At 49.4% G+C, this 20,489-nt stretch carries 21 protein-coding genes and 1 other annotated feature; of the genes, 13 read left to right on the top strand and 8 right to left on the bottom strand.

What is annotated here, in order from left to right; all coding sequences use genetic code 11:
• Positions 1–70: 70 nt before the first annotated feature.
• Both AC0MA3_RS13050 and AC0MA3_RS13045 read right to left on the bottom strand, forming a co-directional pair.
• Positions 71–301: a hypothetical protein gene (locus AC0MA3_RS13050; protein WP_379159059.1), complete on the bottom strand. Its 231-nt coding sequence runs from the start codon at positions 299–301 to the stop codon at positions 71–73.
• Positions 298–489: a YycC family protein gene (locus AC0MA3_RS13045; RefSeq protein WP_379159062.1), complete on the bottom strand. Its 192-nt coding sequence runs from the start codon at positions 487–489 to the stop codon at positions 298–300. Before AC0MA3_RS13045 ends, AC0MA3_RS13050 begins: the two co-directional genes overlap by 4 nt.
• A 128-nt stretch (positions 490–617) precedes the next feature.
• Between AC0MA3_RS13045 and AC0MA3_RS13040 the strand changes: the two genes are divergently transcribed.
• Together AC0MA3_RS13040 and AC0MA3_RS13035 are read left to right on the top strand one after the other, a co-directional pair.
• On the top strand, positions 618–2,417 hold the full coding sequence (locus AC0MA3_RS13040) for a M3 family oligoendopeptidase (RefSeq protein WP_379159065.1): 1,800 nt from the start codon (positions 618–620) through the stop codon (positions 2,415–2,417).
• Positions 2,418–2,803: 386 nt separating this feature from the next.
• A complete protein-coding gene (locus tag AC0MA3_RS13035) occupies positions 2,804–3,214 on the top strand; it encodes an O-methyltransferase (RefSeq protein WP_379159068.1) in 411 nt (136 codons plus the stop codon).
• 121 nt (positions 3,215–3,335) lie between these two features.
• Here AC0MA3_RS13035 and AC0MA3_RS13030 read toward each other — a convergent pair whose 3' ends face one another.
• Positions 3,336–3,569: an alpha/beta-type small acid-soluble spore protein gene (locus tag AC0MA3_RS13030; protein WP_379159071.1), complete on the bottom strand. Its 234-nt coding sequence runs from the start codon at positions 3,567–3,569 to the stop codon at positions 3,336–3,338.
• A 101-nt stretch (positions 3,570–3,670) separates the two neighbouring features.
• Positions 3,671–4,645 carry an aldose epimerase family protein gene (locus tag AC0MA3_RS13025; protein ID WP_474656520.1) on the bottom strand — a complete coding sequence of 325 codons (975 nt, stop codon included), beginning with the start codon at positions 4,643–4,645 and terminating at the stop codon, positions 3,671–3,673.
• A 132-nt stretch (positions 4,646–4,777) separates the two neighbouring features.
• Positions 4,778–5,020: a binding site (T-box leader), on the top strand.
• Between the two features lie 56 nt (positions 5,021–5,076).
• On the opposite strand from AC0MA3_RS13025, the gene trpS reads away from it, so the two are divergent.
• Positions 5,077–6,066: a tryptophan--tRNA ligase gene (trpS, locus tag AC0MA3_RS13020; protein ID WP_379159077.1), complete on the top strand. Its 990-nt coding sequence runs from the start codon at positions 5,077–5,079 to the stop codon at positions 6,064–6,066.
• A 336-nt stretch (positions 6,067–6,402) separates the two neighbouring features.
• Here the strand turns inward: trpS and AC0MA3_RS13015 are convergent, their stop codons facing one another.
• Complete coding sequence (locus AC0MA3_RS13015; RefSeq protein WP_474656519.1) at positions 6,403–7,407, bottom strand: metal-dependent hydrolase; 1,005 nt, start codon at positions 7,405–7,407, stop codon at positions 6,403–6,405.
• A gap of 259 nt (positions 7,408–7,666) precedes the next feature.
• Here AC0MA3_RS13015 and cyoE point away from each other — a divergent pair, with 259 nt between their 5' ends.
• Both cyoE and AC0MA3_RS13005 read left to right on the top strand, forming a co-directional pair.
• Entirely contained in the window at positions 7,667–8,599 is a 933-nt protein-coding gene (gene cyoE, locus AC0MA3_RS13010; RefSeq protein WP_474656518.1) for a heme o synthase, read from the top strand.
• 16 nt (positions 8,600–8,615) lie between these two features.
• On the top strand, positions 8,616–9,236 hold the full coding sequence (locus AC0MA3_RS13005; RefSeq protein WP_474656517.1) for an SCO family protein: 621 nt from the start codon (positions 8,616–8,618) through the stop codon (positions 9,234–9,236).
• Positions 9,237–9,382: 146 nt separating this feature from the next.
• Here the strand turns inward: AC0MA3_RS13005 and AC0MA3_RS13000 are convergent, their stop codons facing one another.
• From AC0MA3_RS13000 to AC0MA3_RS12990, 3 genes are all read right to left on the bottom strand, one after another.
• Positions 9,383–9,739, bottom strand: a complete 357-nt coding sequence (locus tag AC0MA3_RS13000) for a DNA primase (RefSeq protein WP_379159088.1) — start codon at positions 9,737–9,739, stop codon at positions 9,383–9,385.
• A 205-nt stretch (positions 9,740–9,944) separates the two neighbouring features.
• Positions 9,945–10,070, bottom strand: coding sequence for a hypothetical protein (locus tag AC0MA3_RS12995; RefSeq protein WP_256700632.1), 126 nt, complete (start codon positions 10,068–10,070; stop codon positions 9,945–9,947).
• A gap of 122 nt (positions 10,071–10,192) precedes the next feature.
• Complete coding sequence (locus AC0MA3_RS12990; protein WP_474656597.1) at positions 10,193–11,362, bottom strand: MFS transporter; 1,170 nt, start codon at positions 11,360–11,362, stop codon at positions 10,193–10,195.
• 303 nt (positions 11,363–11,665) lie between these two features.
• Between AC0MA3_RS12990 and AC0MA3_RS12985 the strand changes: the two genes are divergently transcribed.
• The 8 genes from AC0MA3_RS12985 (at position 11,666) to AC0MA3_RS12950 (ending at position 20,460) form a co-directional block, all read left to right on the top strand.
• Positions 11,666–12,103: a hypothetical protein gene (locus AC0MA3_RS12985; protein ID WP_474656596.1), complete on the top strand. Its 438-nt coding sequence runs from the start codon at positions 11,666–11,668 to the stop codon at positions 12,101–12,103.
• Between the two features lie 59 nt (positions 12,104–12,162).
• Positions 12,163–13,308: a transglutaminase-like domain-containing protein gene (locus tag AC0MA3_RS12980; protein WP_474656516.1), complete on the top strand. Its 1,146-nt coding sequence runs from the start codon at positions 12,163–12,165 to the stop codon at positions 13,306–13,308.
• A gap of 490 nt (positions 13,309–13,798) precedes the next feature.
• Positions 13,799–15,922 carry a peptidoglycan D,D-transpeptidase FtsI family protein gene (locus tag AC0MA3_RS12975; protein WP_474656515.1) on the top strand — a complete coding sequence of 708 codons (2,124 nt, stop codon included), beginning with the start codon at positions 13,799–13,801 and terminating at the stop codon, positions 15,920–15,922.
• Positions 15,923–16,012: 90 nt separating this feature from the next.
• Positions 16,013–16,789 (top strand): Cof-type HAD-IIB family hydrolase, encoded by a 777-nt coding sequence (locus tag AC0MA3_RS12970; protein WP_474656514.1) that lies wholly within the window; start codon positions 16,013–16,015, stop codon positions 16,787–16,789.
• Positions 16,790–16,811: 22 nt separating this feature from the next.
• Positions 16,812–17,297 carry a DUF456 domain-containing protein gene (locus AC0MA3_RS12965; RefSeq protein ID WP_474656513.1) on the top strand — a complete coding sequence of 162 codons (486 nt, stop codon included), beginning with the start codon at positions 16,812–16,814 and terminating at the stop codon, positions 17,295–17,297.
• A 27-nt stretch (positions 17,298–17,324) separates the two neighbouring features.
• Positions 17,325–18,953 carry a putative polysaccharide biosynthesis protein gene (locus tag AC0MA3_RS12960; RefSeq protein ID WP_379159103.1) on the top strand — a complete coding sequence of 543 codons (1,629 nt, stop codon included), beginning with the start codon at positions 17,325–17,327 and terminating at the stop codon, positions 18,951–18,953.
• Positions 18,954–19,069: 116 nt separating this feature from the next.
• Complete coding sequence (locus AC0MA3_RS12955) at positions 19,070–19,414, top strand: thioredoxin family protein (protein ID WP_474656512.1); 345 nt, start codon at positions 19,070–19,072, stop codon at positions 19,412–19,414.
• Positions 19,415–19,533: 119 nt separating this feature from the next.
• A complete protein-coding gene (locus AC0MA3_RS12950) occupies positions 19,534–20,460 on the top strand; it encodes a COX15/CtaA family protein (protein ID WP_474656511.1) in 927 nt (308 codons plus the stop codon).
• The last annotated feature ends 29 nt before the right edge of the window (positions 20,461–20,489 follow it).

The raw sequence follows: 20,489 nt of genomic DNA, 5'->3' as shown, positions 1-20,489 counted from the left end.
AGGAGGCTTCCCCTGTGCGCATGCTGAGTAACGAAATGAGTGATGAGTGATGCAAGTCTGAGCTGAACGATCAGCGGACAGACCTGTCAAAGAGCAGGTAATCGGCATCATTGTCGATTACGGTGAGGCTGGTTTTGCAGCAGGGGAAGACCAGCAGCTTTTTTTTGCCGTCCCGGACGAGCTTAAGCTCGTCCGGTTTCATGGGCAGGAGCACGTTCTCCTTATCGCAGAACGGACAGTACTGCACATACATGTCTCCTAAAACGATGTCATAAGGCCAGGTATGGCTGAAGGGTATCATTCTTCGCCCTTCTCGGACGGCTGGGAACCGGCATCACTGCCGGCGGTGTCTTCACTCTGCTTCTTTGAGAGTTCCGCAATCTTTTGCAGCAAGATATGTTGTGGCATATGCATCAGGTGTTCGATTGGAACACCGAGTTGTTTAGATAGAGTTATCGCTGTTTCAGGCGAAATCTGCAGTGGCTTCATGGGGATGTCCTCCTTGTAAATGTTGGTGGCGATCATTCGGGGTATCGGCCCGTATTGTAATTCACTTTACCATGGCTGCAGGCCAAATACAAAGAAAACCAATTGTTAGTAGAGGAAGGGGAAACCAAATGAAACAACCTTTATCATTGACCTGGGAACTGGATTCTATATTTCCGGGGGGCTCTGCCTCACCGCAGTTTGAAAGCTTTCTAAAAAAGCTGGAGACAGATATCCAGGTTCTGGGACAGCAGGTTACAGTGGCCGCTTCACCAACAAATATCGAATCCACCCGTGCTCTGGATGAAGTCATAGCTTTGCTGCAGAGCTGTTCCGGCCGTCTGGTTCAGGCTTCGGAATTTGCCGGATGTCTGGGCGCGCAGAATCAGCAGGACAAAGGTGCCGTACGGCTGTCCTCCAAGGTTACTGGCCTTCGTGCAAGATTCGAAGGGATCAGTTCCAAATTCGATAATGTACTGCGTCAAACCCCTGATCATGTATGGAGCGAGTGGATGGAACGTCCGGAAATTGCTCCATTGGAATTTGTTCTCAGTGAAAGCCGTAATTTGGCCCGTGAGAAAATGAGCCCAGAACTGGAAGGGCTCGCGCTCACGCTGGCTGTTGACGGTTATCATGGGTGGAGCGAGCATTATGAAACGATTGTAAGCTCCATACAGATCCCTTACGAGGATGAAGAGGGAAGCAAGCTGCTGTCTGCCGGACAAGCCTTTAACAAACTGGATGATCCCGATCCTAAGGTACGTGAGGTCATGTTCCGCAAATGGGAAAAAGCATGGGCTGATGCAGCTGACTATTGTGCTGATACTCTTAATCATTTGGCGGGCTTCCGGCTCAATCTGTATCAAGGCCGCGGCTGGGAAGATGTACTGAAGGAGCCGCTGGGCATCAACCGTATGTCGAGAGCCTCACTGGATACGATGTGGGATGTGATTACCAAAGCCAAGCCGGCACTGGTCTCTTACCTAAGCCGCAAAGCCAAGCTGCTCGGGATGGAATCCCTGGCCTGGGTAGATGTAGATGCACCGGTAGGCAAGTCTTCCGGCAAAATCCCCTACGATCAGGCAGCAAAAGACATTGTTACGCAGTTCCGCAAATTTAGTCCAAAACTGGCCGATTTTGCCGAACATGCCTTCGACAACAACTGGATTGAAGTGGAAGACCGTCCAGGCAAACGTCCCGGCGGATTCTGTGTTTCCTTTCCGGAGAGTAAGGAATCCCGCATTTTTATGACCTACAGCGGCACTCCCTCCAATGTATCAACGCTGGCTCATGAACTTGGGCATGCTTATCATTCCTATCTGCTGGATGATCTTCCTTTGTTCAATCAGAACTATGCCATGAATGTGGCAGAGACGGCTTCAACCTTTGCTGAGGTTATTGTGTCCGATGCCCAAGTAAAAGCTGCGGCAAGCAGCGAGGAGAAAATCGCCTTGCTGGAGGCGAAAATTCAGAACAGTGTGGCCTTCTTTATGAATATCCACGCCCGCTTTTTGTTTGAAACCCGTTTTTATGAGAAGCGCAAGCAGGGGCTGTTGAATGCTGAAGAGCTGTCGGAAATGATGGTAGAGGCACAGAAGGAAGCCTACTGCGGAATTCTATCTGAGTATCATCCGCATTTCTGGGCGGCGAAGCTGCATTTCTATATATCGGATGTACCTTTCTACAACTTCCCATACACTGTTGGATATATGTTCAGTACAGGATTGTATCGGCTTGCCCTCCAGGAAGGTGCATCTTTCGCCGATAAATACGATAGTTTGCTGCGTGATACCGGTGTCATGACACTGGAGGATTTGGTGTCGAAACATCTGGGTGTGGACTTGACGAAGCCGGATTTCTGGCAAGGTGCAACAGATTTAATTACTGAAGATATTAACGAATTTTTGAGAATGACAGAACATTCAGCTTAAAAGTTTGTCAGATCAAAGGCAATTCGTGTTTTTGCAGATAGCGACAGAGGGATGAATAATTTGTATTAACGCGCAAGGCCCCCTTACTAGGGGGCTTTTTTTTGTGGAAATACTGTCGAAACAAGACGATTGTTAGAAGGAAATATACAAAAAACATTGAAATTTGCGCATTTATAGGGATAAACACCCAATTATGTTGAATATTGTTGAATGCATGTACTTGGTGGCATATAATGAGTCTAAAGCCTTATATAAGGGCTTCTAAGAAGCATATTAATATGACTAAGCTAGGGAGTTTAGACTCACACAACAAAGTATATGCTTACGAAGCTGGTTAGGTACGATTCGCTGACGCATACGCTTACACAACCTTTAGGAGGAGACACATGCTTAGAATGGAACAATTATCACTAGCGAGACAAATCGATTTGGTGTTTAAGGAATTGCAGGAGGAGTTATCAGGATTGTCTTCCGGAACGGTCTTTGTGCAGATAAGAAATAACACCATTGGGAAGTTCGGAATCCGTCATGATCCGCTTGCAGGGCGCAGTGGGGCTTTTGAGGAAGAACTGGAGGGGCTGACTGTGGAACAACAATCCTCCTTCCGGCTTATGGCTCTGGAGAGCTTGAAATATAAGCGGCGCTGGACGCATGGTGAGATCAGCTACGAATTCGCCGTCCGTCAGGGTATGGTGGTTGTTGATGCTACACTCGAATCTAATTATAATATGGCCAATCTGATGATCCGCTATCCACGCAATGTCCATGCCGATAAATCTGATCAATTCTACGGCTAAGAAATACATAGATATGCACATGCAAAAAGCCCTCTTGCGACTCGGCAAGAGGCGCAGGAGGGCTGTAAAGCAGTTCCGCCGAGGCATTCAGCCTGACGGGATACTTATGATAAGGCTGTTACTACGAACGACCGGACAATTGTTGCTCTGCCAGCTGCACTAGACGTTTGGTGATGTATCCTCCCAAAGAACCGGTTTCGCGGGAAGTGTAGTTCCCATAATAACCGTCAGCTGGGATAGTTACTCCAAGCTCCTGTGCTGCTTCATATTTCAACTGCTGCAGGGCTGCATTTGCTTGAGGAACGACCAGGTTATTGGAACGGCTACTACGACCTTGTTGACCTGCTTGACCCATGTTTGTTCACCTCCTTCGCCCGTTGTGAAGATAGTATGAGCGCTGGGAGAGGAATTCATGCACGGTTCAGGAAGGTTTCGAGGATGGTAATTATATGAAAATTAGAGTTCGGGATAGATGACTTCAAGATGGCTTGATACGGTAAGGGTTTGGCCGGGTTCAAAGGTAATTAAGCCTGTGAAAGAAGCTTCTTTGTCCAGGTTAGGCGCATCTGGAAGCCAGGTATAAGGTTCAATACAGAGAAACGGGCCTGCGGTTCCTTGGGTGTATATCACCCAGTGGCGGAAGAATTCCTTGTCGGTTGTATAGCGAAGCCCATAGCCGTCATCACGCATCAGCAGAGCTTCAGAAGGCTGCTCCTCTCCAATCCGAAGTATAGTATCCAGGTTCTTGCCCTGCAGTCCCATGCCTTGGTTCAGGGCTTCAAGCTCTCCAAGAGGCAGCAGATTGCCGCTGGTCAGCAGTTCATCGTTCAATTCATAGATGTTTTGGACGGGCAGCCGAAGCATCCAGCGTTCCGGTTCGCCATCTATCATGAACCAGGTGTGATATCCCATTCCAAAGGGGATATTCTTGTCTCCCAGATGAGAGACCTTCAGCGTTTGCTTGAAACGGGCATCCTGCAAGCAAAAGGTCATCTCGAACTTCAAAGGGACAGGGAATTGTTCCATCCAGCGTGGATCATCCGCCGTATTGAATTCGGTAGTCACTGCGCAGCCGTCCTCGTCTTCTTCAATATCGCTTACACACCAGGACTGTACACGGTGCAGGCCATGAATATGATGACCTCCTGCTGAATTCGGCTCGAACTGATAGGATGTGCCTTCGAAATTGAATTGTCCCTCACGGATACGTCCGGGAGGAATCAGCAGGGGCATGCCAAAATGATAAGGCTTCTGCAGGTAAACGGATAGATCGCTCTCCTCGGGCCTGCGCAGAATTTCACGGTTTTCCTTACGGTCCCACAACGAAATGACGTTGTTGCCCAGTTTCGGCAAAAGTGTGACTTCCAGCTCGCGGCTATGCAATATATAAGTATCGTAGCCGTTCCACTGCCCCTTGGTCACCTGTTTCATGAAATGTATGCTCCTTTAATGTAACTGTAATCGAATGACACGAATACCCTTATCATACCAGATTAATATACCTGGGTTAAGTCATTTGACAACTTCTCCAGTTCGCTCTATGATGAATGCATTCATGAACATGACAATGCGATGACAGGGATAAGTAGGCGGAAGCTGCACCTTCAGAAAGCCGGTGGTTGATGCGAACCGGTGGGGCACCTCAGGCTGAATGGACCCTGGAGCGCCGCGTTCGAACAGGTTTGAGACCTAAGTAGACCGGCCGGATTCTTCCCCGTTAAAGGAAGTGAAGGTTGCCTTTGCACCTCTTTTAAAAGAGACTGCAGGCAGCGAATAAGGGTGGCACCACGGTCTCACGTCCCTTGCGGATGTGGGGCCTTTTTGTGCGCTGCTGGAAGAATAACATAATCGGAGGGAATAGGATGGCTAAAAAAGTATTGTCCGGCATTCAGCCGAGTGGTTCACTGACTCTGGGGAACTACATTGGTGCGATTAAAAATTTCGTTAAGCTGCAAGAACAGCATGAGTGCTTCTTTATGGTGGTGGATCTTCATGCCATTACGGTGGCCCAGGACCCTGCCGCGCTGCGGGAGAATTCAGAATCTGTAGCGGCTCTGTACCTTGCGGCAGGGATTGATCCCAAGATTGCCAATGTCTACATGCAATCCCATGTACAGCAGCATGCAGAGCTGGGCTGGATTATAACAACATTAACCGCTATGGGTGAGCTGGAGCGCATGACACAGTTCAAGGACAAGTCTTCCGGCAAAGACTCTGTAGGTGCAGGCTTGTTCGTATACCCGTCCCTGATGGCGGCTGACATTCTGATTTACAATGCTGACTTGGTACCCGTCGGGGAAGACCAGAAGCAGCATCTGGAGCTGACACGGGATTTGGCGGGACGCTTCAACCACCGTTTTGGTGATTTCTTTACGATTCCAGAGCCTTATATTCCTGAAGTTGGCGCACGAATTATGTCACTGGATGACGGCAGCAAAAAAATGAGCAAAAGTAATCCGAATCCGGGTAGCTATATCGCGCTTCTGGATCCGCCGGATGTTATCCGCAAAAAAATAAGCCGTGCCACAACCGACTCCGGCCGTGAGGTTATCTTTGATCCGGCCGCCAAACCTGAGATCAGCAACCTGATGAGTATCTATGCCGAATGTTCCGGAATGACCCTGCAGCAGATTGCTGACCGTTACGAGGGCCAGATGTATGGAGGCTTCAAAAAAGATCTGGGCGAAGTTCTGGTGGCTACGCTTGAGCCAATGCAGCAGAAGTACCGGGAGATCCGCAGCTCAGGTGCCTTGACTGATATTCTCGCTGAAGGCGCGGAACGTGCACGCGAAGTTGCCGCACAGACACTTGCTGGTGTTAAAGAACGGATGGGCTTCCTGCCGTTGCGCTAGGAGGGCTGCTGCGCTTTAGCCTCTGCCTTGCGTCTCAGCCTTGCTTTGAGAATAAAGCCCCAGCCAATATTCATTATGCATAATACACCCAGAAGCAGGGCCAGCCAGATATTTGAGCTGATAGAGATGGATGCTGCGGTAAGAAGAAGAATGGAAGAGCATGAAAACCAGAGTGATAAGCCTTTACCCATATAACGTTGACCTTCTTTCTGATGAAAGTTGTTAGAAGTATATGATGGACAGCAAGCTCATGAAAATCCCCCGCTGCGGAGTTCTGCGCAGCGGGGTTTTTACATGCCAATAGGTGTGAGAACGCTTTATCGTGATTGTGATAGTCTAAAGCTTCATGGAACCGGGGTCAATAGCAAAACGTTCATCGAGCTTTTCGCTGCTCAACCAGCCGACGTAGGTGTTAAGCGGATGGTACTCTTTGTCCATTACCAGTACTGCGACGAACGGGAATTGCTTGCGGTGTAAATAACGTACATCTCCCCAGCGTACAATATATCCAGAGGCCACTTGCTCGACCTCGGCTACAGCGTAGGAGGTAAAATACAGGAAAGCCTGAATATCGGGATGGCTCTTGGAATGTTCAACGGCGGGATGGGTGGAGCACACCGCATGCTTGAACCATTCGAGCCGTCCGCTGTTCAGAAGTCCGATATTATAGCTGCCGTCTGGTTTGGCCTTGACAACATTCCATCGTGTCGGCGATATGGTCGGAATAACAAAATACCGTTCGCCTGGGCTATGATGGATATCTTTGTTCTTCAAATTTCTGGTCAGCCGCGCATGCACCACCGTCCGCCAAATATAATAAAGCGCGATGAAAGCATACAGGGTAATAAACAACGGAGCTGGCGGCACAATCCCGCTGATCCAGAGGATGATGGCCGCTGCGTGGCTTCCAAAGATGAACGGATCAAAGATGTGGATAATGTTCCAGGCAATCCATTTCTCTGTAAAAGGACGCGCGGCCTGGGTGCCATAAGTGTTGAACAGGTCTGTAAATACATGAACAGCTACGCCAATGAAGCTCCACAGAGCGATATGGCTAAGGTTATGAGGATCTGTGAAACCAAAGATGGGTCCAATCACCAGTGTGATTAGAGCGGGCCAGAAGAGTAAAAACGGCAGTGAGTGTGTGATGCCCCGGTGGTTGCGGATATACAGCGCATTGTTCTTCAATCGCAGCGCAGTATCGGCATCTGGTGCCTGAGAGGCCAATACAGTGGCGATCATGACAGCACCGGCTAATGTTGGTTGGGAGGCAACGACGGGGTCAACAAAGGACAGTCCGGCAAGTCCCAGGCCCATAACAAAATGTGTAGCGGTATCCATTGGTCAGATCTCCTTTGTACGGAAGTTCTCTATTAATAACTACCCAATTTGGCGTCCAGTTATTTAGGGGGTGTAAAATAAATATTGTCACGCAATTGTCGAAATGATGAACATCTCGGTCCATGATTGTCAAACTCTTTCTTCGTTTGTTATGATAAAGTTAACAGCAGAATGAATAATGTTCTCAACTAAGAACGTTGATTTTGGTATTTTTGCTCCAGTGGAACGTAGAAGTCCCTTAGAAGGAGGAACACCAGACGTGGACAATCAATTAAGATATCAAGCTTCATCGGATTCCGCAGCTTTGTCTGCCAAATCACCCAAGGAAGGTGCCAGCTGGCGCGATTTCATTACGGTGACGAAACCAGGTATTATCCGCTCCAACCTTATCGCTGCTTTTGCGGGATACTGGGTGGCTTCTGGCTGGGATGTGCAGTATGGCCGGCTCATTCTGACTTTACTCGGTACCATGCTGGTTATGGCCTCTGCCTGCGTGTTCAATAACTATTTCGACCGCGATCTGGATATGAAAATGGAAAGAACACGTGAACGCGGCCTGCCTACAGGAAGACTGAAGCCGGGAGTCGTGCTGGCTTATGCTATAGGGCTTGGCATAGCCGGTCTAGCGGTATTATTTGCTTTTTGTGGCGTGCTTGCCGGATTATTCGGTATCGTCGGCATGTTTGTGTATGTAGTAGTGTACACCCTTTGGCTCAAAAGAACATCTACATGGAGTACTTCGGTGGGTGCCATCTCAGGTGCAATGCCTCCGGTGATCGGATATGTTGCCGTAACCGGCACAGTGGATCTCGGGGCCTGGCTGCTGTTCGCCATGTTGTTTCTCTGGCAGCCCCCGCATTTTTGGGCGCTTGGCATACGCCGCAAGGAAGAATACAGGGCTGCGGGATTTCCGCTTCTGCCTGTAGTCAAAGGCACACGTCGCACCAAAATCCAGATGATTCCTTATGTAGCGCTGCTGCTGCCGGTTCCGGTACTGATGTATGTTTACGACTACGCGGGGATTTTTTACCTGATTATTTCTGCGGGTTTGTCACTGGCCTGGCTGTACCTCACGCTGAAAGGCTTTCGTGCGAAGGATGACGATGCGTGGGCGAAACAGAACTTCTTTTTCTCCATTAATTATCTGACAGTGAGTCTGATTGTGCTTGTGCTGAATACGATTCACGTGTAAGGGAGGAGAATGCCCTGTGCAAACCTTGAAACGCTACAAATGGACCTGGCTGCTGCTGCTTCTGGCCGTGGGTTTGGCTATATATCTGGCAGCAGGCTCGTTGACCGGCGGAAAAGACAAGCTTCCGGTTATCGGTGAAGTGCAGGACTTCTCGCTTCAAAATGTGGATGGCAGACAAATCACCCTGGCAGATACGGAAGGGAAGCCGAGACTGGTCTATTTCTTCTTCACGGAATGCCCGGATGTTTGTCCCATCACCACCTATATGCTCTCACAGACTCAGGATTTGCTGATTAAGGAAGGCAGCTTTGGCAAGGATGTGGAATTCGTCTCCATTTCCTTCGATCCCAAGAATGATACACGTGAGGCGATCAAGACCTTTGCTGACCGTTTTCATGCGGATTACAACGGCTGGTATTTCCTACGGGGTGATCAAGAGAAGGTTCGCACATTGGCTGCGGATTCTTTTAAAGTGCTGATTTATGGAGACAACAAGGATAACTTTGCACATGCCAATCTGATTGGTCTGGTGGATCGGAATAACCGGCTCCGGGGATTATACGATGCGGGAGATACGGATAACGTGACACCGGAATTTCTGGCAGGTAAGCTGCAGGATTTGATTAAGGAAAAATAAAAAACATTCATAACGCCTTGTTCAGCTTTTTGCGTAAGACGCATAGGGCGGACAAGGCGTTTTTTTGTTAAGTAAATGATCCCAGACCATTCCTGGAATGAAAAATAAATTCACTTAAGGCTGGGATGCCAGCTTGTCCCGTGCACTTATGTTTCCAAGTAAGGCAAAGGCTGCGGATAGATAATGAACTCCTCCAATCCGGCCTTTTCCAGCTGAGTGATGTTATATTCATCGGGAGTGCCCTCTACACCTGCATAACCCTTCCGGGTATAGATATGTCCGGCATCCGGAAAGGCATCACGCAGGATACCGCGGATTTTTTTGCCTGAGCTGTCATTGTCCATGTACAGGTATACTTCTCCGTCGCCTATCCGGCGCCGCAGGGTTTCCAGCTTCAAGGTGTTGAGGGTGCCGAACGTGCACTGGATATCAATCTCAGGTGCCAGCAGCCGCCGAAGCCTGCTCCGGTCGTTTTTGCCTTCGACGATGATGGTTATGGACATATGCGGTCATCCTCCCTGTGGTGATGTGTCTATGTCGATATTTTACCTAATATTCATCCATTTTAAAAATAACTGCGATTTATATCTTTCTCTGCAGCAATTATGTATGTTCATTACCCGGGAAATGTCGTAAAAAGAAACAATCACCCGGAGGCAAAAGAACCGGGTGATCAGTGGGTTGTGATTTCGGCAAATGCGGACAAACTTAGAATATTCCGGCACTGAGGATGATGACCAGCAGAATGTAGAGCACCAGAATGGTGCCTGTAGAAGTCCAGAATACAGGAGTTACGGGAGCGGGGTTCGGGCCCGGACCGCAATGTTCACCCATGGAGGATTCACCACGCTTTCGACTGTGGGTTGATTACATTGTATATTATGTAAAAAGCACCAGATGGTTTGTATGTTTGCCTAACTGCATCATCAATGATTTCAAGTGATAAGGGATTACCGTCAAGCTGCTGGACTGTTCCATTCCGGCTGGTAGACCAGTTTGTCTGAGGTTCTGGGTGGGAGCAGCAGAAGGGCAGTCATCAGCAGAACAAAGGCTATGAAATAAGGAGAGACGTAGTCCCGCAGCTGCCCTGCTGCAACCGGACCTGCAAAGGCGCCAAGCGACATGGCAATGGATTGCAGCGAGAAGGTTCTTCCCATACGTCCGGCACCACCAAGACTGATGAATAGGGAGGCCATCGCCGGGAAGAGTACGCCCTTGGCTCCCCCAAGCAGAAAGAGAACCACACCGGCGGGGATGCCACGGAACGCAGCAAGCACGAAGAAGCAGAGCGCCATGACCAGCAGTGCTGCTGCGATTCTTATTCCTGGGGTAAGCCGATTCAGAAAGAAGAGACTGAGCGTAACCAGTGCTCCCAAGCTAAGAAGTGACAGAAGGATTCCGGTGGATATCATTCCATCACTACCCTGTGACAGGGGCAGTTCAAAGAACAACACGCCTTGTGAGCAGGATACAAAAAAGGGCAGCAGATAATAACGCTTGGATACAGGGAATTCTGCCTGGGCCGTTGTTTGTGACGGCGAGTGCAAGGGAAGAGCCGGTGTGGCAACGGCCAAGCTCTGAACATGATTAGGCACACTGAATAAGGCCATGACGCCTGTGAAGATCAGCAGCCAGCCCAGAGTGGTGAAGGTACCGGAGTAGCCGGCCCTCGCTACGATAAAAGCTCCTGCGGCCGGTGACACGACGGACGCAAGCGTATGGACGATCCCGTGGCCGGACATATATTTCCCTTGGGTCGCGGGATCGGAAGAGAGCGAGGCCAGCAGTGTCATGCAGGCCGGCGAAAGGAAGGCCAGGGCGAACCCGCTCGCTGCGCGCAGCAGCAGCAGATGCCAGGGAAGCTGGGCGTGAGCCTGAAGCAGCAGAAGGGCTCCGGCTGCTGTCAGTGCGAATACAATGTATCGTCGGCTGCCGTTGCGGTCGACCAGCACGCCTGCCAGCAGATTTCCGGGAAGATGAGTCAGCGAATACATGCCCATCATCCAGCCAATGAAGGCCGGTCCAGCACCGAGCGAGATGGCAAAGGGGGTAAGAATAGGATACTGGGCATGCAAATCGAAGAAGGCCAGAAAGAGAAACAGATACAGCCACAGCGCGGTTTTCAGGGGGAACACCTCCACAGGGGCCTGTCTCTATGCCAAGGCACAGGCAGGCACTTTTTAATATAAATACAGGGTATTGACCATTGAAGCCAGCAGACATGTAATCAGTGGTTCTGATAATGGCCTACTTGTACTTTACGTGTGGTCAGGGAGGCTTATACCATCTAATTGGGAACTGCCTCCAGGAAGCTGCTCAGGCCATGAATTATTAAGGTCATTCATGTATAATAATTAGTAATAATGAAATGTCCCGGGGACATGCGCCCTGTAGTGACGAAATATAGCGATAGGGGTGTTGTGAAAGTGATGGATCCGGCAGTGTGGTCACAATTTATTAAAGAGAATTGGCTGGTTATCGTAATTGCTCTTGTTCTGCTCTTTGCGGTCATTAACCTGGTTAAAACGGTCCTGAAATGGGCGATAGTTATCGCTATTGTAGCTGGCTTATTCATCTACAGCGGGGTTACGCTGGACCAAATTGGCAACGCTGTGAATAAGGTGGCGGATGGAACGGTAAGTACGCTTAAGAATGAAGCGCAGGATGTTATGCTTAAGGAAGCCAAAGATGCCAAGTATACTTCCGGAGGCGACGGCACCTTTACGATTACGACGCCTAATCTTGAAGTAAAAGGTGCGGCCGGTGAGGATAAGGTCGAGGTGATTTTCCGCGGAGTTAGTCTCGGGAAATGGAGCATTACGGACACCACCCAAACCTTTATTGAAGAAGCCCGGAAAAATCAGTAGGTCCGTGGGCATACCTGCAGTTGATATGAATCTACAGAGAAAGGGAAAGGTGGACAAACATGCTTAAGGGATGGATAGACAGCCTTAGTGAAGCCAACATCATCTCCATCCTGCTGGTTGTGGTTGTCTTATTTTCACTACTGCAGGGATGGGGCAGAGGCTTCGCACGAGCAGCGGGAGGCTTGTTCGGTCTGCTCGGAAACGGGGTGCTTACCCTTCTGGCTATAGCCATGGCCATTCCTGCAGCGATGCATCTGTCGCCTATTGCAGGAACCTGGGCGACAGGAATAGTACTTCCGGACACTCAGCTCAGCGGATGGCAACAGATCTACTACACGGCTGTATCTGTGCTGGCAGGATCACCTTTTGTCCGTTTTTTGCTGCTATTATTGATATCTTACAGCCTCATCCGTCTTCTGCTAGGACTGCTGTTCCTGCTGCTTCCTTTCCGCCTGCCCCGTTTGCGGGCGAGGGAGTCGGACCGGAAGATTACAATGGCCAGCCGTCTGAGCGGTGCCATTATCGGCGGTGTTATTGGGCTTGTGCGCGGCCTTGTCCTGGTACTTGCGCTGTATATTGGCGTTGGACTGAGTCCGGACAGCGGCTTCAGCCGTTATGTGGAATCCTCTCCTATCTATAGCGAGAGTGCTGCGGCGGTATTTGAACCGCTAGCCGGGGAGGATGTGCGCAGCAAGCTGCCGGTGCTGACCCAGGCGGTGGCTGATGAGATGAATGATATTCTGCGGCGGAAATATGAAGTAATTGATCATGAGATTTCGCCTGACATTACCGGGGCTGCTGCTGATATTGCAGGACAAGCCGAGGGGGCTGAGGACAAAGCTAAGCTGCTGTATGACTGGGTGGGCTCGCGCATTGCTTATGATTACGATAAGGCTGAGAATTACGAGCAACACCGCATCTGGCATGAGCAGACACCGCAGGACACCTTTGATACACGGCTTGGTGTTTGTATCGACTATGCCCGCCTCTACGCCGTAATGGCACGTTCACAGGGACTTCAGGTTCGTGTAGTCACAGGACAGGGATACGGTGGCCAAGGCGGATACGGCCCTCATGCCTGGAATGAAGTATATCTGCCAGACAGGCAAGCCTGGATACCGCTCGACTCCACGTGGGCGCGCAGCGGGAACTGGTTCAATAGCAAGGATTTTGACAAAACCCATATTAAAGAAAGTGTGCTCTGAGAAGGAAGCAGCAGCCTTAAGATGTATGGTACAATAACAAGGCAGATCCGGCAGCCGTTCAGGTTTCGGCACTTTTTTTATTTTTTGTGTCATCATTATTCGTCTTGCATCCCTGCAGTTCGTTGAAGCGAAGGCTTTGACTGAAGTGGAAGAGAGTCAGGAGACCAAGACCATTCCTCTCTCTGCGGTCCGGGGGATTATCCATGCTGCAGGAGGAGAAAACATCGCGTATAATACATCCGTCCAGTCCCTGTACATCACGTTAACCAAAGACTATACAGAGACCTATAAGAATAAGGATACTAACTGCCTCAATATTCATATAATCATTAGCTCCGGCACTTTCAGGCCGCCCCTGTAGCACGCCGGATATTTGATGCTTATGACTGGGAATACGGGCTGACTGGAGTACCCAAGAAGAACAAACCACCTGTAACGGAGTCAACGCCGGAATAAAGGTTTATTTTAAGATGTAGAGGAGTGAAAAACTGTGAGTGTTTTCCGTAAGCAGGCCTCGTCCCAGGACGAGAAGGACAGTAAAAGTTCGCTTGGCCTGCGGCTCAACGTGTTTTTCTTCAGCACGTTTGTTATTTTCTGTGTCATTATTATCCGTCTTGCTGTGGTTCAGTTCGTAGAAGGCCCTACCTTAACGGAGGTAGAGACCAGCCGTGATACCAAAAATGTACCGCTCGCAGCCATACGGGGATCAATCCGTGCTGCCGGGGGGGAGGAAATTGCTTATTCCACCTCTGTCCAGTCACTGTATATCACGCTAACGAAAGAATATACTGCCAAATCTACAGACAAGAAAACAGGGATTACTTCGTTTACCCCGGAGGCCCGCGCAAATGTCTATTCCCTTGCTAACAAACTGGTAGAGTCTTTTAACAAGTATGGAGATCCTAACGGGGAAAAGCAGACGGTCAACGATGTTATTAATTCTCTGGATTTGAATTTCAAGAAATATTCCGGTTTCATGGCGCGGCGGATCAAAGCGGGTCTTACCTCCAGGGAGGTAGCTTATTTCATGGAACATAAAGCGGAATATCCGGGCGTTGAAGTGGTCGAGGAGAGCAATCGTCACTACGATAAGGATACGATCGCGGTACAGACAGTCGGTTATATTAAGCCTTTCAAATCCTCAAGCAGCCTGGATATTTACAAAAATATTCAAAATGCAATGAAACAGATCGATGCCGACCCGGGTCTAACCTACAAGGATGATGAGTTTGTCGGATTCGATGGTCTGGAGCTGCAATATCAAAGAAATCTTCGCGGGAAAAACGGTTATCAGGTCATCTCAGTCAATCCGCAGAATATGGCTGAAAAGGTCGAAGATGTCGTTCCGCCTGTTAAAGGAAATGACCTGTGGATGACTATTAATAAGAGTATTCAGCAGAAGACCGAAGCGGCCATTACCGAGCAGATCAGCTGGCTGCATTCTCATGCCGTACAGGGGAAGACGCATCCTGACGCTAAAACCGGTTATGCTGTAGCGATGGAAGTTGATACTGGGAATATCGTGGCCATGGCTAGCATGCCCGATTATGACACTAACGTATGGACAGCACCAAAGCTGGATTCAACAGAATGGAATAAAATTATGGGTAACTATCAGAATGGGACTATAACGCCTTACTCTTCAGGAAGTTCGGGACATGATTTCAGTTCGACAGTTTTTCTAGGTTCGACAATAAAGCCGTTAACTGTGTTAATTGGACTTAACGAAGGTTTTATTACTACACATACCTCATATACGGATACAGGTAGCACCAAATTTGGTAAAGCTGGATATGAAACAACCGTCAGAAATGCGGGGGGCCATGCTTACGGATATTTTAATACACCCGCCGACGCAATCGAGAAATCTTCCAACGTTTTTATGATCGATAAGGTAGGCAAAAAAATGTATGAAAAATATGGAGCTAAGGGTGTGGATGTCTGGGATAAATATATGAAGGACTTTGGATTAGGCGTTGGTACGGGAATTGGTTTACCTAATGAGTACAAAGGTTTTTTGAATTATTTTAAAGAAGCGGAAACTGGCAGCGCACAGTCTGCGCTAGTCTACGCATCCTTTGGACAGCAAGGAAGTTACACTGCCTTGCAACTCGCTCAATATGCCTCTACGATTGCAAATCAAGGAGAGCGAATTAAGCCGCAACTAGTTAGTAAAATCACCGATTCTTCCAATAACGTGGTAAAGACTTTTGGGCGTGAAGTGTTAAATACAGTGGACTTTGACAAGTCTTACTGGAAAGAAGTTATTAGTGGAATGAATAGTAGTGTCATTAGTTTCGATGATTTCCCTTATGATTTTGCCAGAAAAACAGGGACTTCACAACAAACGGATAGAAAAAATGAAAACCGCGATAACGGGGTCTTCATTGCCTTTGCACCGCGGGATAAACCGAAGCTGGCTGTAGCTGTGGTCATTCCTGAAGGCGGATTTGGCTCCAACAGCGCCGCGCCGGTTGCCCGCAAGATTTTCGATGCTTACGATTGGGAATATGGCCTGGATGGCGTGCCTAAGAAAAGCTTAAAAACTGAAAATGCCGCGCCCGGAAGTACACCAACTGCATCTCCCGGAAATACTCCGGCAACAAACAACTGATACTATGGACTAAGAACGATAGAATGGTGAGATACCCAAATATACAGCTACTCTGACACCAGAGAGCATACAAGAATGGAGGGGTGGCACATGATTGCCAAATACCGCCTGCTAGCATTGGATATGGATGGAACCCTGCTGAATGACGAACAACAGATTACCCCCAAAACGGTGGAATGGATTAAAAAAGCGATGGATGCAGGCGTTCATGTCTGCCTGTCCACCGGACGCTCATCCCGCAGCGCAATGCCGTACGCAGAGCAGCTGGGGCTGGAGACTCCCATGATTATGGTGAACGGGAGTGAAGTATGGCGTGCGCCTCATGAGCTCTACCGCCGTTCCCTGATGGACGTGATGCTGGTCAAAAGGATGCATGAAATCGCCGAAGAATACGGAATCTGGTTCTGGGCGTATTCTGTGGACGAGGTCTACAACCGGGATAACTGGGATGGAGATATTGAAGGACGGGAATGGCTCAAGTTCGGTTATTCTACGGAGGATGATGAGATCCGCCACAAGCTGCTGATGCAGCTTCAGGATATGGGCGGGCTCGAAATCACAAATTCTACACCGCATAATCTGGAGATTAATCCGCTGGGCGTGAATAAGGCTTCCGGTATCCGGGAGGTCTGCAAGCTGCTTGGGATAGAGATGTCCCAGGTGGTTGCAGTCGGAGACAGTCTGAACGATCTGGCCGCAATCCAGCAGTCTGGCTTTGGTGTAGCGATGGGCAATGCGCAAGAAGTAGTGAAGCAGGAAGCGGATGCTGTGGTCGCCACGAATAACAATGACGGGATCGCAGAAGTGATTGAGAAGTATATTTTGACCGAAGTTCGGGCCTCCGCCGGAAGAGCGACTGGGGAATAATGATGCTTAGGAGCTGAAGGAATTGACGATTCTCGGATGGGTTTTGATTATTGCTTTATTCTCCGTAGGACTGGCCGGAGCGGTATATCCGATACTGCCGGGTGCGCTGGCGATTTATCTGGCCTTTTTTGTATACGGCTGGTTCTTTTCCTTCGATCCGTTCGGCCCGTGGTTCTGGATTATCCAGACGCTGATCGTGGTTGTCCTGTTTGTGGCGGATTATGTGGTCGGGGCCTGGGGAGTCAAGAAATTCGGCGGCTCCCGCGCCTCAGTTATCGGCAGCACAATCGGCATTATTCTGGGCCCGTTCGTTATTCCGGCGTTTGGTCTGATTATTGGACCATTTGTCGGTGCATTTGCCGGTGAATTAATCGCCGGTTCGAAGCCAGGCAAGGCTGTAAAGGTCAGCTTCGGTTCATTGCTTGGCCTGTTCAGCAGCACAGTTGTCAAAATCGTGCTGCAAATTGCCATGGTCATCCTCTTCTTTATCTGGATTGGCCGGTATTAACTTTAACAGCGAAGAAGGCGAAACAGTTTGTCTACCAAGAAAGAGTCTTTTGTCAAAGGCACGCTTATTCTGGCCGCGGCAGCGCTCGTGGCCCGCGTGCTGGGTCTGGCCCAGCGGGTGCCGCTGGAGCATTTATTCAATGATATCGGTAATGCATCATTCACACAGGCGAACAATGTGTATCTGATGCTTCTGCCGCTGGCCACAGCCGGCATTCCAAGTACGCTCAGCAAAATGGTGTCTGAGCGTTATGCGTTGAACCGCCCGCAGGAAGCGCAGCAGGTATACCGTGCAGCGCTTATTTTTGCCGCGGTTGTCGGTGTGCTAATGAGTACAATCCTGTACATAGCAGCTCCGTATTATGCGGAGTATACCAAGGTTCCCCAGAGTACGCTTGCGATCCGGGCGATTGCACCGGCGCTTCTGCTCTTTCCGATGATCGCGATGATGCGCGGTTATTTCCAGGGACGCAACAATATGATGGCCGGGGGCATCTCGCAGATTATTGAGCAGATTGCCCGGGTGTCGACGGCGATTCTGCTTGCATTTATTCTGCTGCGTCAGGGCTACAGCAATACCTGGATGGCGGCGGGTGCTTCCTTCGGCAGTGTGCTTGGAAGCATCGGGGCATTTGGCGTAATGCTGTATTATGCAAGAAAGCTCCGCCGCAGCGAGGAGCAAAAGGCTTTGTATGATTCAAGCGAAGCCCGGATTCCGCTGCTGAAGATCTACAAGGATATTTTCAAACTATCCATACCGATTGTGCTCTCTTCTGTAACTGTTCCGGTAGTGAACTTTATTGATACCTCGTTCATCGTTCCACTGCTCAGCGGGCAAATCGGCTTAAAGGAGGCTACCCAGGCTTTGGGGATCTACGGAAGCCGTGCACAGAGTGTAGCCGGTATTCCGCCGGTATTATCGATTGCGCTTAGCACCTCGCTGATTCCGATCATCTCTGCCGCCTATGCAAGGCGCGACGAAGCGCATCTGAAACGGCAGGTAACGCTGGCGCTGCGGATTTCGATTCTGACAGGAACACCGATTGTTCTTTCGCTCGTGGTTGCGGCGTATTCAGTGAATGGGCTCTTGTTCAGCAGCCTCGACGGCAGCGGTATTGTGGCTATGCTGACACTTGGGACGATATTTCAGATTACCATGATGACGACCAACTCCATTCTGCTAGGCATGGGGAAAGCACGGATCTCCATGTATTATGTAATGGCCGGCCTGCTCGTCAAGTTCGGTTCCAACTTCATCCTCAGCCGTATTTTCGGTATTTACGGGATTATTGCTGCCACAGCACTGTGTTTCATTGTCATTACACTGCTTAACCTGAGAATGCTAAAAACGATTATTCCCTTCGAGATTCTTGGCAGACGCTGGGGCGGCTTCGCGGTTGCGGTGCTAGCCTCCGGCGGCATCGGCTACGGACTGAATGAAGCAGGATTGATTCTAACCCATATGATGCCTGCACGGGTGGCTTTCCTGATCACCTGCCTTGTGGTAGGCGCAGCTGTGGTTGTAATCTACCTGGTACTGCTGATTGTTCTGGGAGTGCTGAGCCGTCAGGAAATCGCCGGATATCCTCGTCCCCTGCAGAAGGTATTGGGCCCGCTCATGAAGCTGCAACCCGAACGTATTCGGTCTGAGCAATAAATCTGTGATAATTGTCTTGATTTGTCTTTTTTATTTGACTTATTCTGTACAATTTGCTTCACTTAAAGAAAACATAATAGACGTTACTCTTAACTCAAGAAGGGACTGTTCAGATTATGGATAAAATTACTTCCCCTGCGGAATTCCAGGTGTCGATTCAATCGCCCCGTCTAACCATAGCCGTCTTCAAAGCCGATTGGTGTTCAGACTGCAAGTTCATTGATCCGTTTATGCCCGAAGTGGAACAGAAATACACCGACCGCCTTACGCTGGTTGAAGTAGATGTGGACGCTGTAGGTGATGTCAGCCAGGAACAGAATATTCTTGGTATTCCCAGCTTTGTGGCCTACACCGATGGACGCGAACTGGTAAGATTTGTCAACAAACTGCGCAAGTCCCGTGAAGAGATTGAAGGCTTCCTGGACAGGGCACTTGAAGTTTATCTGACTATACACAAGTAATAACGATGCACCGCTTTCGCCCTACCCGAGCAGAAGCGGTGTTTTTATTAACGTGGACCTTTGTAGCAATTCAACAAGTACTTTTCCCTTTTATTCCTATAAAATTGCGGGTGATCTCATTGACGATGAATCCATTGAAATGGCTCAGCTACATCACTTGTCTGGTTATGTTTTTGGCGCTTCTCGGGGGTGCAGTAGTGACCAAGACCGGTTCCGGACTGGAATGCGGCAATGAATGGCCGCTCTGTCACGGAAAGCTGGTTCCTGCTTATACAATAGGCTCACTGATCGAATACACACATCGTTTGTTCAGCGGGCTGGCAGGACTGTTATCCCTTGCCTCGGTGCTGGCATTCTGGCGTTATGCGCGTAAACGGAGAGAACTGATGGTGTATGCTCTGCTGACACTTTTATTTGTGGTGGTACAGGGAGGAATGGGAGCGCTTGCGGTGGTTAAATCGCAGTCTGCTGCGGTGATGGCACTGCATATGGGCTTCTCCCTGATCGCTTTTGCCAGCTCGCTGATGCTTGCACTTGGGACGAAAAGGCGCTATACGCTTGGGGATAATCCTCCTTCGCCTGGACCCCGTGTCAGCAAAGGCTTCCGCAACTTAACATGGGCGGCTGCGTTATATTCTTATATAGTGGTATATATTGGAGCCTATGTCAGCCATACGGATTCCCAGGGAGGGTGCTCCGGGTGGCCGCTTTGTAACGGAGAATGGATACCAGAGTTGTCTGGCGGTGTGGCTATTGTGTTTATGCATAGAGTTGCGGCTGCACTGTTGTTTCTCCTGATTGCGTACCTCGGACATTTAGCCTTCTGGAGATATACAGCACTGACTGAGCTGAGGATACTTGGTGCTACTGCTGTAATTCTGTGTCTGCTTCAGGTATTCAGCGGTGCGGCTGTTGTCCATACCTTATATAATGAACGGCTGTACATATTTGCCGCACTGGCGCACATTCTCCTGATAGCCGGACTCTTCGGCGTTCTGTGTTACATGAGTGTACGCGTATGGCAGCTGGAAAGAGCGGATAAATAGTCTACGCTCATCAAACTTTTGCGGGATAG

This window comes from Paenibacillus sp. LS-5, from assembly GCF_056121505.1.
Note: the sequence above shows the minus strand (reverse complement) of the source record. Positions and strands in the feature narration are given on the sequence as shown.

What these genes read in the sequence shown, in the direction of transcription:
- AC0MA3_RS13035 (WP_379159068.1), top strand. Translation starts at nt 2,804, where the DNA reads ATGCTTAGAATGGAACAATTATCACTAGCGAGACAAATCGATTTGGTG.
- AC0MA3_RS13030 (WP_379159071.1), bottom strand. Translation starts at nt 3,569, where the DNA reads ATGGGTCAAGCAGGTCAACAAGGTCGTAGTAGCCGTTCCAATAACCTG.
- AC0MA3_RS12970 (WP_474656514.1), top strand. Translation starts at nt 16,013, where the DNA reads ATGATTGCCAAATACCGCCTGCTAGCATTGGATATGGATGGAACCCTG.
- AC0MA3_RS13000 (WP_379159088.1), bottom strand. Translation starts at nt 9,739, where the DNA reads ATGTCCATAACCATCATCGTCGAAGGCAAAAACGACCGGAGCAGGCTT.
- AC0MA3_RS12955 (WP_474656512.1), top strand. Translation starts at nt 19,070, where the DNA reads ATGGATAAAATTACTTCCCCTGCGGAATTCCAGGTGTCGATTCAATCG.
- AC0MA3_RS13040 (WP_379159065.1), top strand. Translation starts at nt 618, where the DNA reads ATGAAACAACCTTTATCATTGACCTGGGAACTGGATTCTATATTTCCG.
- trpS (WP_379159077.1), top strand. Translation starts at nt 5,077, where the DNA reads ATGGCTAAAAAAGTATTGTCCGGCATTCAGCCGAGTGGTTCACTGACT.
- AC0MA3_RS13025 (WP_474656520.1), bottom strand. Translation starts at nt 4,645, where the DNA reads ATGAAACAGGTGACCAAGGGGCAGTGGAACGGCTACGATACTTATATA.
- AC0MA3_RS13045 (WP_379159062.1), bottom strand. Translation starts at nt 489, where the DNA reads ATGAAGCCACTGCAGATTTCGCCTGAAACAGCGATAACTCTATCTAAA.
- AC0MA3_RS12995 (WP_256700632.1), bottom strand. Translation starts at nt 10,070, where the DNA reads ATGGGTGAACATTGCGGTCCGGGCCCGAACCCCGCTCCCGTAACTCCT.
- AC0MA3_RS12980 (WP_474656516.1), top strand. Translation starts at nt 12,163, where the DNA reads ATGCTTAAGGGATGGATAGACAGCCTTAGTGAAGCCAACATCATCTCC.
- AC0MA3_RS13015 (WP_474656519.1), bottom strand. Translation starts at nt 7,407, where the DNA reads ATGGATACCGCTACACATTTTGTTATGGGCCTGGGACTTGCCGGACTG.
- AC0MA3_RS12985 (WP_474656596.1), top strand. Translation starts at nt 11,666, where the DNA reads ATGGATCCGGCAGTGTGGTCACAATTTATTAAAGAGAATTGGCTGGTT.
- AC0MA3_RS13050 (WP_379159059.1), bottom strand. Translation starts at nt 301, where the DNA reads ATGATACCCTTCAGCCATACCTGGCCTTATGACATCGTTTTAGGAGAC.